Genomic DNA, 13809 nt, shown 5'->3' on the forward strand with positions numbered 1-13809 from the left:
TTGGATATCTGTAGTTATAGGACTGTCTAGTAATGCTCTATTACCTAATCCTTACAGAACAAAACTCCTTCTTTTCCTCCCACAAAAGCACCTTATCTTTAAGACTTCGTTTAGATGTTTGTGTGAGGGAATGGTGGTCGGGAAAGCGAGCCATTCCCCGACGCCCCATCTTCTACACAATAGTCTCGAAACAGAGTCTTCTACAATCCATCCAATATTCGCAAATTTTTGTTCAATAATATAGCAAGGAAAAGCCCCCGTTTCTGATGGAATCAGATACGGGGGCTTATTTGTTATCTTCCATGAAGATTTTCAAGCCTTTCGATGCGGGCTTCTAGCTTTTCATATTCTTCTTTTGAAACGAAGCCCAGTTCTTTCATTTGATCCTGGAATCTGGCTTTCGCTTGTTCATTCCATTCTTTGTCTTTGCTTTGTCCTTTGGAAATCCATTGGTTCATCCAATTGTTGACCATTGTCTTTGCTTGTGAAGGGCTGATTTCCCCGCGCTTCACCATTTCGTTGACCATTTTTTCAAAACGTTCCTTGCCACTGATGGCAGCGCCTAAACCAAGATGGAATCCTTTCTTCAATAAATCACTCATCCTTCATTCCTCCTATTGTGATGGATGCGTTTTAACATCCTCAAATGATTGAACGAACTTACGAGAAACCCAAGTACACCGACTCCTGATAGGACACCCCCGATCCATACAGTCGGAAGGACAGGAACGATGAATGTGTAATATAAAGCGGCTGCACCGATTCCTGCGATGACGAGAGAAAAGAACGTATAAAATAAATAGTATTGATGAAATAAATGGTTTTTTTGATGATAACTCTTCCATTCCCTCTCTTTATCTCCATCTTCGAGATACTCGACCAATGCTCTCGGTAAGGAAAGGAGCGGTCGAGCTGTCTCTTTCGCGATTTCTTTATATAGAGAAAAACTGGAAGCTTCTCCTGACATCCATTCTTTGATCACTGGTCTGCCCCACCGGATTAAATCGATTTGAGGATACACACTTGTGAGAACCCCTACGATGATTGAAGTCGCACGTCCCAAAAAGGCATAATCGGCAGGGAGCTGAATCGGCTGTTCTTTCACAAACTCTTGCAAATCGCCCAGCATATCATTCATCATATGCGCATCCAACTTGTCAAAGTTCCCATCCAAGTACATGTCCGTCGTCTGCTTCAACAGTTTCTTCACTTTTTCTGTATCCGCATCAGGAAGTAAGAAATCCATTTCCTGCAGCGATTCAATCACTCTGTCGTAATCATCTAATATGAAGCCTTGAATCATTTTCCGGATTGAATTCGCATCTTCATTTTTGATTTCCCCGACCATCCCGAAATCGATCACAACCACCGTACCATCTTCTTTTAACATCAGATTTCCGGGGTGAGGATCGGAGTGGAACATTCCTGCATATAGAAACTGTTCGACACACAAATCAAACAACGTCCGAGCGATTCCTTCCCGGTCGATGCCATGATTTTTAATAAAAGATAAGTCCGTAATTTTTGTTCCTTCAATCCATTCCATGACAAGGACACGTTTCGTCGATAAATCTGAATAATAATCAGGAATGTAAACATCATCAAAATCTGCAAACCTCTTTTTGAAATGATTACCGTTTTCAAGCTCCATGGTGAAATCCAATTCGTTGCTGATCACTCGGACGACTTCCCGATACAAAGCGGGCAAATCTGCTTTTTTTCCGTAAACAGTAAGCTTATCCAGCATCCAAAATACAATTTTCAATGCTTTGAAGTCCATCCGGAATGTATCGCGAACCCGGTATCGTTGGACTTTGACCGCTACGGGTGTACCGTCTTTTAAATGAGCTTTATAGACTTCTCCGATAGAAGCTGAAGCAACGGAATTTTCATTGATGTCTGAAAGGTGTTCATCGAGGGATGCATTCCAATCTTCCTCTATGGTCTGTTTAGAATACTGGAAAGGAACCGGTTCGACTCTGTCGACGAGTCCCTCTAATTCTTTAATGAACGACTGTGGCAATAAATCTCCTCTTGAGCTTAAGAATTGCCCGAATTTGATCAGAAGACCACCTAACAAGACCGCCTTTTTCCGATACTCTTCCGCTTGCCCTGCCAGCATCTCCTCCCATTTCCGTTTTGTATCCTGATCCCAGATCCGGTGTCTTTTTTCAAACCAGAAAATTTGTATAAGAAATTTCAACGCCATCCAGACGATGATAGAAATTCTGTATATAGATATGTATTTCAACCGTTTTCCCATTTTCCTCCCCCTCCATACTTCTGTACTTTATTCTTCCCTTCTCTTATTCTCGTCAATCATGAAAATTTTTAAGCCCTTAAGGAAAATAGACCTAAAACTTTTTACTCAAATTATTTGTTTCGGGTTCCGAAACTCCATACGAAATGACTATTCTAATTTTTTAGAATATTCTACATAATAATACTTAGGTGTTTTTACATTTTTTTCATTAGGGGGATCATATTTTGAAGAATAAGAAACTAACAGCTTTACTTTCAGCAGGGGCTTTGACCCTGTCATTGCTTTCTCCAGCTGCGGTGACGGAAGTAAGCGCAAGCAAAGTACAGGAAAATTGGAATGTTGAACGGTATAGCGAAAAGATAGATATTGATGGTCAATTGCAGCGCTTGGATGAAAGCGAAAGCTTCCAGCGCCAAGCGAAACAAACCATTAAGGATAATGCGTCTAAAGTAAACTTTAATGGAGATGAAGGAAGCGAATCTGAATCAAACGAAGAAGCTTCAAGTACTTCTGCCACCGGTGAAACGAAACAATTCCTCACTCGGGATTTAGCTTTTAAAGAGTTCACTCTTCAAAGCGTAGGAGAACATGCGGAAGTATGGGTAGCCAATGACCTATCTTTCCCTGAAGGGGATGAGCGTCCGGCTCATGTAGTCACACCAGAGCAAGCAGACATAATGGCGAAAGAATTCGATGAAAACATGTATCCTGTAGCCACTGATTTCTTTGGCTCTCCAGATACATTGGACGGAACAAATGCTCAACTTGAAGATTTGGGAATTGTTCCTGAGGGTTATTATCAGGGAGATGGAGACAAGGTCATCATCCTTGTCGATAACGTGCAAGATGACAATTATACAGATCCAACTTATCCATTCTTTGTTGCTGGATTCTTCTGGCAGACATTAGAAAATTATATGGACCGTAACATCATCACCATTGATTCAAGAGACTGGGATACACGCCTGGAAAGCACGTTCTTTGGAACAACCATCCATGAGTTGCAACACTTGATCCACGCAGATAACGACGGTGACGAAACTTCCTGGTTAAATGAAGGAATGTCGACTTTCTCTGAATACTTAGGCGGCTATGGACTGGATTCTGGATCGATCAACTTCCTGCTCGATCACCCGGAAAACTCGTTGACAAATTGGGATGACCATCGCAATGCGGAAACTGGTCCTGAAACGATTGCCGACTATGGTCTGGTTCAATTGTTTACGCTTTATAACTATGAAAGATTTGGACAGGAATTCATTCGTCATATAGCCAAAGATGAGCTGAACAGTATTGAAAGCTTCGAACAAGCTTATAAAGACTTTGGATTAAACGTGACATTCAATGAGGTATATCAGGACTTCTCTACAGCCTTAGTTGTTGATGATCCGAAATTCAAAGGCGGAAAATATGGTTTTGAAAACATTGATCTTCGCAACCTTCCTGTCGGGGATGGGGAAACACGCGGGAAAACCGTCAATTTCGAAAAAGCGAAAGACTATGAAAAAGAAGGTGTCCCTGCCTGGGGTACAGACTTTAAAGAGTTCGAATTTGAACCAGGTGAAAACGTAGAATCCTTCAAGTTTAATGGCGTAGATTTTGAAGATAACACTTGGGAAAGCTTAACTGATCCTTTAGGAAGTGATAATGAAGTTCTTTGGGCAGGCGAAGGAGACGAATTGGACAACAATTTGATCTTTAAAGCGGACTTAACAGATGTTGAGGATGCGACATTGAACTTCGACCATTATGTGGACATTGAAGAGAGCTGGGACTATGGTGTCGTTCAAGTTTCCACAGACGATGGACAAACATGGACATCCCTTGAAAATGAAAATACTCGTTCTGATGTCGTTGAAGAAGGTTATCCGAAAATCAAAGAAAATGTCCCTGGTTTTACTGGACACTTTGAGGATTATCAGTCTGAGAGCTTCGACCTTTCTGAGTATGCAGGACAGGAAGTCCACATTTCTTTCCGTTACTTGACGGACTGGGGTTACAACGACGCGGGCTGGTTCATTGATAACATCGAAGTTCCGGAAATCGGTTTAAGTTATGATGGAAGTACAAAAGAACCGTTCATGTCCAAAGCGGAACTCCTTGGAAATTATGTAGACTATGGTGTTACGTTCATTAAAGAGAAGAACAATGGGAAGTACCAAGTGGTTGAGGTCGATCCATTCAATATTACAGAAGAGGATGCATTGGAGCTTCAACAAGTGTTCCGCCCTGGTAAGACGTACATGACGACTTACTATGCGGCTCCTCAGGACAGCTTGAACCCTGTTGAATTCGAATATGAAGTGGAATACAAAGAAAAAGGTCCAAAAAAGAATAAATAAACTTCTTCTCCCCAATCGGATGATTGGGGGCTCTTTTTATGGTTAGATTTAAAGTTTATTTGATTCTCTTCTCCCTTTGAGTGATTTCCAACTGGATTGGATAGAAAACTCAAGCAATTTGGGAGATTCTCTATTCCATATGAAAGATTCCCCCTCACACGTTTTCCTAATAGTTGCGCCTTCTATACCAACTGTGTGAAAATTTACTATACAAAGGAGTGTTGCTCATGCATGTTCGTGAATTGGAAGTCAAAGAGTTACATACCGTTGCCGAATGGCTGTTTAAAGTGAACGAACAAGATCACCATTATGTGGCCTGGATGGCTTCTGAACAAAATGAGATCTTCGAACAGATTTGGACGTTGACGCAGTTCAAAGAACCTCTTGCCTATGTCGCCTGGGAAGGGGACGAGATCATCGGTTTCCTTGGTATCCTCCCGTTTTTCGAACAGAAACTATGCCGCCTGCTAGGGCCTTTCGCTATCAAGGATCAGGAGGAAGTCATTGAATGTTTATGGGACAAAGCTTCTTTAACGGCGCAGTTGCACTTTGATGTCGTGAAGGTGGCCTGTTTTGCTGCAAATGAAGCACTCGTTTCCTTTTCAGAGAGACATCAGTTTCAAATGTACAATGTGGAACGGACGTTAGCTGTCCATAAATCCTCTTATGAAGCCAATGAGACTAAAGACACGCCGATTGTCGGTCTGAGTGAGGAAGATTATGAGGCTTTGGATGACATCCATCCTTCAGCCGCTTATTACACGACAAAGGAAATGCTGTATCTATCCAGAGATGAGGGCAATTATCTTTGGGGCTACCAGCAAAATGGAGAGTTAATTGGGTACATTTACTTCGAAACCATCATCTCCGGCCATGAGGGAGAAATTTGCTTTGTGAATGTAGACGCTGATCACCGGAGCAGTGGTGTCGGTTCAGAGCTCATCCATCATGCGTTGCAGTATGCGTTCTATGCCCTTGAACTGGATGTTGTCACTCTCTCAGTCAGAACAGAGAATCAACAGGCAGAAGCCTTGTATAAACAATTCGGGTTTAGAGAAATTCACACCATTTATGCCTATCAAAAAGAAATGAAACCAGAAACGCCGCTTTCCACAACCATCCATTAATTAAGGAGGGATCCCATGGAGCTTTTCATTCGTGAGACATTAGAAAAAGTCAACGACACCACCACCGTAAACTCCATCAAGCCTGTCAGCGGAGGAGATATCAATCAATCGTTTTATGTAGAAACGGACCATCGTCCTTATTTTATTAAAATCAACGAAAAGGTCGCGAGCCACTTTTTCCAGGCAGAAGCCGAGGGATTACGACTGATCAAGGATACGGCAGCCATACGTGTGCCTGACGTTTACCATTATGACCGCCCTGAAGGTGATGAAAAAGCAGCTCTTGTCATGGAATGGATCGAAAAAGGTTCTTCAGATGCTTCCCATTCCCTCGGAAAGAGCTTAGCTCACATGCATCAGCATACATCCGAGAAGTACGGATATGGAAAACCGACGTTCGTGGGTGAGCTGAATCAACCGAATGAGTGGTGTACAGCTTGGACCGAGTATTACCGCCGTTATCGGTTAGGGGGACAACTGGAAACCGGAACAGCGAAAGGCACAATTTCAGGCCATCGCGAAGAACGGTTGAAAAGACTGATGGACCGAATTGAGGAGTTCATTCCAGAAAAACCAAAAGCCTCTCTCCTACACGGCGATTTATGGGGTGGGAATTGGATGGTCTCCCGTGAAGGTGAACCTGTTTTAATCGATCCGTCTATCCTGTACGGAGACCATGCGTTTGAACTTGCCTTCACCGAGCTGTTTGGGGGATTCCCATCAAACTTTTTAGATCAGTACAACGCGTATTTTGAGCTTCCCGATGATTATCAGGATACCAAACCCATCTACCAGCTTTTCTATTTGCTTGTCCACCTTAATATCTTCGGGGAAATGTATGGATCGCAGGTGGACCGGATATTGAAAACCCATGTCGGTTGATTCAGGAGTAGGCCCTCCCCTTTCCTGAATCCGATATTTCCACCAACTCAAGCGGATAGGGTTCAAAGTAGGTCTGCTGTTTAAGATACTCACTTTGAAAACGTGCAACCCAGCAATTTAACACACTCAACACAGCACTCAAGGGGAGTTTCTCTTCTTTATATTGTTCCAGGAGGCTTTGGAAACTTTCTTTCTCCTCTTTGGATAAATCCTTTTTGAAGTATCCTGCAATATGCTGACATACGTTCACGTGGGCACTCGGTTTTGCAGGCTTGCTCATGAGTTTATGCAGCAACGGTTCATAGCTCTCCATGACCTGTTCAAAATCAAGGTGATCATGATTCGCGACCGTTTGTCCCATTTTCTTGAGCGTACCCGGATGATAAGCCATGAATAGGTATTTGTTACGGGCATGGAATTGCTGCAACCCTTTCATTCCTTCTATCTTCTTCACCTCGCGGAAATCAGCTAAAGTAAACAACTTCGTTAAAAAATGATGCCTCAAAGTGAAGTTCTTCAACCTGCCTTCTTCTTCTATGGCCAGACCCCCATGGCGATCAAGGATTTCTTTTGCGAAAAAACCTGACGTCTTTCCTACCACTTGAGAGTTTCCTTCACTATGATAAACTTTTACGTCATGCATGCCGCACGTGGGAGAACGGTTTTTCAATAAGAAACCATCCACGTCAGTCAAGTGATCAAGGAACCCTTGAGAAAACTCCTTCATAGTGTCCGTAAGGTTCTCCCCTGTTTTTGGTTGGACGAGTTGTTCTTCTTCCCCATCCACAATACGAATGACTTCCCGTGGGACTCCAAGCCCGATTTCAACCTCTGGACAAACGGGTATGAATTCCACATGGGACTGCATACGCTGAACAGCCTTATCTGGAATCACGGCTCCATTATAGCGGACTTCTGCAAATTCCAAACAACGGCTGACAACAACTTTCGGTGTAGGGAAATGCCGCATTTCCTTCTCCCCTTTCTGACAAATGCAAGTACTAGCAAACTTTCCTCAATTTCTACTTCCATAAACACAATCCGCCTATCATCTACAAATTTCCTATTGGTTTTTTACCGAAAACGTAATAGAATAAATAGTGTTGCATAATTATTCTCAAGTATTTATAAATAAAAAAATCAGACAACGTCAGGAGAGATTTTGGATGAGAGCGAAAGACTTCAAAGCATCATCACACTTAAAGTTCATAATTCCATCCTTGATCGGAATATTCCTATTTATGTTTCCGATCTTCGGAGATGACGGGGCCGTAACCATTCCAATTGCAATTCTTGCCGGTTGGGTTGAGACATGGCTTGCCGACTATTTATCCTTGATCATGACGATCATTATTTCGATTACAGCCATTGGGACGGTCATAGCAAAAGCAGCTGGCAAAGAAGCTCTGAATGGTTCACCATTTTTCCAATCTTTATTTAATGTTCCACCGGTATGGGTGATTACTCGCCTTTTAGGTATGATTTTTGCCATCATGGTTTACTTCCAAATTGGACCTGAAGCGATCACAAGTGCAAATACAGGCGGCTTGCTTCTTGATTCCCTACTCCATGTTCTCTTTGCCGTTTTTCTATTTGCAGGCTTGTTTTTACCATTGCTTTTGAACTACGGACTTCTGGAACTGTTCGGAGTCATCTTAACAAAAATCATGCGTCCCCTTTTCCGATTGCCGGGACGTTCTTCCATCGATTCCTTAGCCTCCTGGTTAGGGGATGGAACCATCGGTGTCCTTCTTACAAGTAAACAATACGAAGAGGGTTACTATACAAAGCGTGAAGCAGCTGTTATCGGGACAACCTTTTCCGTTGTATCCATTACCTTCAGCCTCGTAGTTATTCAAGAGGTCGGTCTTGGAGATATGTTCGGTCAGTTTTACTTAACCGTAGCGATTGCAGGCTTCATTGCCGCTTTGATCATGCCGAGAATCCCCCCTCTTTCTAGAAAAGCAGATACGTATGTAACGGAAGAACCAAGCGATCAAAAAGAAGAAGTGCCAGAACACCACAACTTGATTACCTACGGCTATACAAAAGCCGTCGAACGAGGCAGCAAAGCTAGCGGAATCGGGAACTTCCTAAAGCAGGGAACCCAGAACATCCTGGATATGTGGATGGGTGTAGCTCCAATCGTTATGGCGCTGGGTACCATTGCACTCGTCATTGCCGAATTCACTCCATTTTTCACATGGATCGGCATGCCGTTCATTCCACTTCTTGAACTGATGCAGGTGCCTTATGCACAGGAAGCATCTGAAACCATCCTTGTTGGTTTCGCGGACATGTTCCTTCCTGCGATTATCGGATCCTCTATCGAAAGTGAAATGACCCGTTTTATCATTGCATCTCTATCTGTAACTCAGTTGATTTATATGTCTGAAGTCGGTGGTCTATTGCTAGGGTCTAAAGTTCCAGTCAATATCAAAGACCTTTTCATCATCTTCCTTCTAAGGACAATCATCACGTTGCCGATCATTACGCTAATCGCTCATCTATTGTTCTAAAGCAAAAGCACTTCCTCCAACGAGGAAGTGCTTTTTATATCCAATCAAATCCCCATCCCTTATTGTAGTAAATGGCAGGATTGTGGAAGACTCAGTTTCGAGACTTTTGTGTAAGTGGATGGGGCTGCGGGGAATGGCTCGCTTTCCGCGGGAGCGCGGTGAGCCTCCTCGGACTGCGTCCTGCGGGGTCTCACCATGCACTTTTTTCCCGCAGGAGTCTCCCCATTCCCCTCCGCCCTTTACCTTGTGAGTGTCTCGAAACCACCTCTCAGAAACTCTGCTTGTATGCAAGTCAATGGGATAATATAAACGATTCCCAGTGATCATTTCGAGCATGAAAGCTTGATGTAGAGCGCTTTATACTTCTAAAAGTGGGATGGTGGAAGACAATCCAACTTGGTAAAGGGGTTCGTTTCTCACATACATCGAATGGGGTGGTTGGGAAGTTGCGAGACTCCCGTGGGAGAAAGGAGATAGGCGAGATCCCACAGGGCGGTAGCCCGAGGAAGCTCGCCACTCCCCCACAGGAAAGCGAGTGGCTTCCCGACCACCCCTGCCTCCAAATACGGCAAACGAACCCCGGATTATCTCGAAACTGAGTTTTTCACAAACGGGAGCTTATATGGAAAAACCGCTAAGCTTTGGGGGGCTTAGCGGTTTTTTAGGAGTTCGAGCATTTTTTGTGCGGTTGACAGGCTGGACTGTGGGTTTTGTCCGGTGACGAAGGGATCGTCGCTGATGACGTGATCAGAGTAGGCCTCACCAGGATCAAACTCTGCCCCCGCATCCTTCAACCGATCTTCGAGCATAAAAGGAACGATGGAATCGAGTCCGGTATCTTTTTCTTCTTCATTCGTAAAGCCGGTGATTTTCTTACCTTCTACGAGGGGGCGGCCATTATGGTCTTCTACTCCTACAAAACCAGCAGGCCCATGACATACAGCACCTATGACTTTTCCTTCTGTTAAAAAGTGTCGGAGTAATTCTTCCAGTTCATCATTTTCCGGGAAGTCGACCATCGTTCCGTGTCCTCCGCAAAGAAAAATCCCTGCAAATTCTGTTGGGTCTACTTCGGCTAGGGGGACCGTTTTATTTATTGGTTCCATGACCCCGTCCCAAACCTTTGGCAGTCTATTGCTATAGCTGTTCGGGTCGATGGGAGGACGACCTCCTTCGGGACTTGCTGCTATGACTTCATAACCTGCTTCCTGGAATTCGGTTGCAGGCTCGACAAATTCTTGAAGCCACAATCCTGTTTCATGTTTTCCGTCCAATTGGTCCGCATTCGTCACAATCATTAATATCTTTTGATCCATGATCAGCAACCTCCTTGTACATATCCCTCCTATTATTTACAAATGAAGTCATTTCAATCCCAATACTTTCTTCATCCAAACCTGCTGCAATTGAGTTTCGAACCCTTCTTGCTTCAATGCTTCATAGGCTGGGCTTATTTCAGGTATATTGAAAGCAGTGATGATGGCATTCGGACAACTTGAACGAAGGGTTTTCAGACATTGCCTCCCCTTGTTTTCAGACTGTAGCTGAAATAATGTGATCCGCCCCTTATCATTCCGAGTGAAGACCAAGCCCCCGAAGGTTGCTTCACCATCCGTGACTTTGAAAAATTCCCCCTTTTCGATGGAGAAAGGTTGATTCTGCCACGGGTATCCCCCTTTGGACATTTGCTCCTTCCATTCACGTTCATCCATGGATTCTAAACGGTTCAGGCGTTCTCCTCTGTTGCCTCCAGGTGTGGATCTCATAATATGTAAATGATCCACGATCTGATATCCATACGCTTCGTATAAAGCAATAGCGGATTGGTTTTCTGATAGCGCTTCTAATGTAGCTACAGAGGCGTTTTCTTTTTCATACATAGATAAAGAGGAGTGAACCAGCAAGCGCCCCACTCCTCTTTTACGATACGAAGGGTGTACAGCTGTCCCTCCGTTGTATGCCGTTTTTATTCCGTCGATTTCTTGGATGCCATTCAAAACGATCCCTACAGGCTTTTCCCTATCGTACACGATAAATGAATAAGCCGGAGACAATCGTTTAGAGCTCATCATTTTTAAAAATCCATCCAACTCCATTTGAATTTGGACCGAGTAATCTTGAAACCCCTCATTCCATGATGTAAGAGCATCTTCAAACGAACAATTCTTCATAGAGATGATTTCCATAAGGCTTCCCCTCCTATTATTTCTACTTAAACATTCTCTATAGAGGAGAGAATCCCTTCTTAAGACTGAAAGGAAGAATCTTTATGATTGACCCGGTGCCACCATTTTTTCAAGAGCTGTATGCGCCCCTCTATAAATGGCTGCGTCAACGTGCGGATGATTCCGCTCGATAACACATACACAATCGCCGCAGCTACGATAGCAAGACCTAAGACATCAAACACGTGGTCGACTTTGAACCAATCGGCCTGGCGGAAAAACTGGATGAAGAACCCATGCAGCAAGTAAACATATAATGTCCTTCCACCAAGGTATGTTAACCGGTATTGGGTATTCGGAACCCATGCAAAAACACTAATAGTCATAACGGCTGCAAGCACATAAACACCTAGACGGAACACGCCTCCCATTTCAGGGCTCCCAAGCACCTCATACGATTTAGATCCGAGCAGCCAGCCTGAGCTGAATTCTGGAAATAGAGCGATGACGGAGGCAACGATCGCCATCACGACAAGGCTTGCTTCTTTCACCCGACGTGTTCTCCATTTGTGTACATGTTCTTTCGTCAACCAATAACCCACAAGGAAAAATGGGAAGAAAACGAACGTCCGGGACAAACTGAAATGATGCCCGATGTCACTGAAGTACCCGACGAGCACCCCGATTTGCACGGCTATGGCCACTCCAAGGAATGGAGGAATCTTTTTGAACCAATAAAGCAGGATATGCCAGCAGAACAAACTGAACAGAAACCATAGAGACCAGTGTGGATAGAAGATCCCGCTTAAGGTCGCTCCTTTTCCGATGAAGAAATAGTATCCCGTATAAACGAGTTGAAAAATGAGATAAGGCAAGATCAATTTTTTAGCTAATTGTAAGATGTAGTCTTTTTCCCCTGATCCTTTCGCAAAGAACCCAGCAAGAAAGATGAATGCAGGCATGTGGAACGTATAAATCCAAGTATATAATGTGTACATCGGCCTTGATCCGTCTGTAAACGGCTGAATGATGTGACCAAAGACGACGAGAAAAATCAGTACGAGCTTGGCATTATCAAAAAAGGCATCACGTTTCATGTTGTCTCACCCTTCATTATCGATTAAACCTCTACCTCATGTTTACCACATTCCTGTGCTTTTTAAGGCACTTTTATTCATTTTTAAACCATATGTAAACCAATTGTTATCTTTTGTTATGAATTGTTATGGCTGAAAAAGAGACACCCTCTACGGATGCCTCACTACAATCATTTAAAGTCGATGGCCCATGAACCTTTACGGAAGATCGCTTCAAATTCCCCTTCTTTTGTTTCACCGTCAATGTCCAACTCCTTGGAACCCATCATAAAATCTTCATGAATCAAGCTGTCATTGACCCCATGGGACTCCATCTGTTCTTTATTAAAGGAAGATCCCCCACGGATATTGGTCGGGTAAGCTTTTCCTAAAGCCAGATGACAGGAAGCATTTTCATCATAAAGCGTGTTGTAAAAAATGTGCCCTGACTTAGAAATTGGAGATTCATTCGGAACAAGAGCAACCTCTCCAAGACGTTTGGCTCCATCATCACTTTCAAGCAGATGTTTTAAAGTCTCTTCTCCAGATTCAGCTTGATAGTCAACGACTTTTCCATTTTCAAACGTCAGTGTGAAGTTTTCAATCAGGTTCCCTCCATAATTGAGAGGTTTCGTACTTGTGACTTTTCCTTGGACCCCTGTTTTGTGAGGCATTGTGAACACTTCTTCGGTCGGAATGTTCGGATTGAATTCCGTCCCTTTCTCTGAAGTCGTTGAACCACCATGCCAAATGTGGTTCTGGACGAGTTCGATCGACAACTCTGTGCCTGGTGCCTTATAGTGAAGCTTTTTGTATTGTTTCTGATTCAAGTATTCTCGAGCCTGCCGAAGCTTTTCGTTATGATCTTCCCATGCTTTGATCGGATCTTCCTGATCGATGCGAGTGATATGGAAAATTTGTTCCCATAATTTATCCTGCGCTTCTTCAGGCGAATGATCTGGAAATACTTTTTGAGCCCATGCTTCCTGCGGGTAGGCAATGATCGACCATGTGGTTTTATCGTTCATAATATAGTCTCTATACTTCGTGAGAGCTTCTCCACTTGCTTTATTCGCCTTCGCAATCCGCTCCGAATCGATGCCCTTGAATAAATCAGGATTCGGGCCATAAATGGATAAAAGCGCATACCCATCCTTGACCATCTCTTCCAGGCCTTCTGCTTTCCACTTAGGGAAATTCTCAAGCACTTCCATAGGAGCGTTCTTCATTTTCATGAAACTGAGAACTTCATCATTCCATTCCAAGTGGACATTCTTCGCTCCTCTGCCATAAGCTTTAGCTGAGATGGTGCGGACGAGCTCAGCCGCTTCAATGGGAGCATTGATGATTAATCCTTGTCCTCTTTGGAGATTCACACCTTTTTTTAAAGCAAGATCTGCATACTTTTCTAATTGTTTCTGATGTTTACTCAATG

The 13809-nt window shown here is 43.5% G+C and carries 11 protein-coding genes; 4 read left to right on the top strand and 7 right to left on the bottom strand.

The annotated features are described in order from the left end of the window. Positions 1–293 precede the first annotated feature (293 nt). Both ACJA3J_RS19610 and ACJA3J_RS19615 read right to left on the bottom strand, forming a co-directional pair. Positions 294–602 carry a phasin family protein gene (locus ACJA3J_RS19610; protein ID WP_089653560.1) on the bottom strand — a complete coding sequence of 103 codons (309 nt, stop codon included), beginning with the start codon at positions 600–602 and terminating at the stop codon, positions 294–296. Continuing rightward, the gene (locus ACJA3J_RS19615) at positions 599–2263 is read right to left on the bottom strand and encodes an ABC1 kinase family protein (RefSeq protein ID WP_406945059.1); all 1665 of its coding nucleotides are present in this window, start codon (positions 2261–2263) and stop codon (positions 599–601) included. Before ACJA3J_RS19615 ends, ACJA3J_RS19610 begins: the two co-directional genes overlap by 4 nt. Before the next feature lie 224 nt (positions 2264–2487). Between ACJA3J_RS19615 and ACJA3J_RS19620 the strand changes: the two genes are divergently transcribed. From ACJA3J_RS19620 to ACJA3J_RS19630, 3 genes are all read left to right on the top strand, one after another. Further along, entirely contained in the window at positions 2488–4605 is a 2118-nt protein-coding gene (locus ACJA3J_RS19620) for a choice-of-anchor J domain-containing protein (RefSeq protein ID WP_406945060.1), read from the top strand. Positions 4606–4832: 227 nt separating this feature from the next. Further along, positions 4833–5732 (top strand): GNAT family N-acetyltransferase, encoded by a 900-nt coding sequence (locus ACJA3J_RS19625; protein WP_406945061.1) that lies wholly within the window; start codon positions 4833–4835, stop codon positions 5730–5732. A gap of 15 nt (positions 5733–5747) precedes the next feature. Next, positions 5748–6614 carry a fructosamine kinase family protein gene (locus tag ACJA3J_RS19630; protein ID WP_406945062.1) on the top strand — a complete coding sequence of 289 codons (867 nt, stop codon included), beginning with the start codon at positions 5748–5750 and terminating at the stop codon, positions 6612–6614. A 1-nt stretch (position 6615) separates the two neighbouring features. Here the strand turns inward: ACJA3J_RS19630 and ACJA3J_RS19635 are convergent, their stop codons facing one another. After that, positions 6616–7584: a YbgA family protein gene (locus tag ACJA3J_RS19635; RefSeq protein WP_406945063.1), complete on the bottom strand. Its 969-nt coding sequence runs from the start codon at positions 7582–7584 to the stop codon at positions 6616–6618. A gap of 196 nt (positions 7585–7780) precedes the next feature. On the opposite strand from ACJA3J_RS19635, the gene ACJA3J_RS19640 reads away from it, so the two are divergent. After that, positions 7781–9133, top strand: coding sequence for a YjiH family protein (locus ACJA3J_RS19640; protein WP_406945064.1), 1353 nt, complete (start codon positions 7781–7783; stop codon positions 9131–9133). Between the two features lie 650 nt (positions 9134–9783). Here the strand turns inward: ACJA3J_RS19640 and ACJA3J_RS19645 are convergent. The 4 genes from ACJA3J_RS19645 to ACJA3J_RS19660 all read right to left on the bottom strand — a co-directional run bounded on the left by ACJA3J_RS19645 (position 9784) and on the right by ACJA3J_RS19660 (position 13807). Continuing rightward, the gene (locus ACJA3J_RS19645) at positions 9784–10449 is read right to left on the bottom strand and encodes a type 1 glutamine amidotransferase domain-containing protein (protein WP_406945065.1); all 666 of its coding nucleotides are present in this window, start codon (positions 10447–10449) and stop codon (positions 9784–9786) included. A 48-nt stretch (positions 10450–10497) separates the two neighbouring features. Continuing rightward, positions 10498–11319 (bottom strand): GNAT family N-acetyltransferase, encoded by an 822-nt coding sequence (locus ACJA3J_RS19650; RefSeq protein WP_089653586.1) that lies wholly within the window; start codon positions 11317–11319, stop codon positions 10498–10500. Between the two features lie 59 nt (positions 11320–11378). Beyond that, the gene (locus tag ACJA3J_RS19655) at positions 11379–12395 is read right to left on the bottom strand and encodes an acyltransferase family protein (protein ID WP_089653589.1); all 1017 of its coding nucleotides are present in this window, start codon (positions 12393–12395) and stop codon (positions 11379–11381) included. Between the two features lie 170 nt (positions 12396–12565). Beyond that, complete coding sequence (locus ACJA3J_RS19660; protein ID WP_089653591.1) at positions 12566–13807, bottom strand: aminopeptidase; 1242 nt, start codon at positions 13805–13807, stop codon at positions 12566–12568. Positions 13808–13809 lie beyond the last annotated feature (2 nt).

Source organism: Halobacillus sp. SY10, from assembly GCF_045401165.1.
GTDB classification, from domain to species: domain Bacteria; phylum Bacillota; class Bacilli; order Bacillales; family Halobacillaceae; genus Halobacillus; species Halobacillus aidingensis.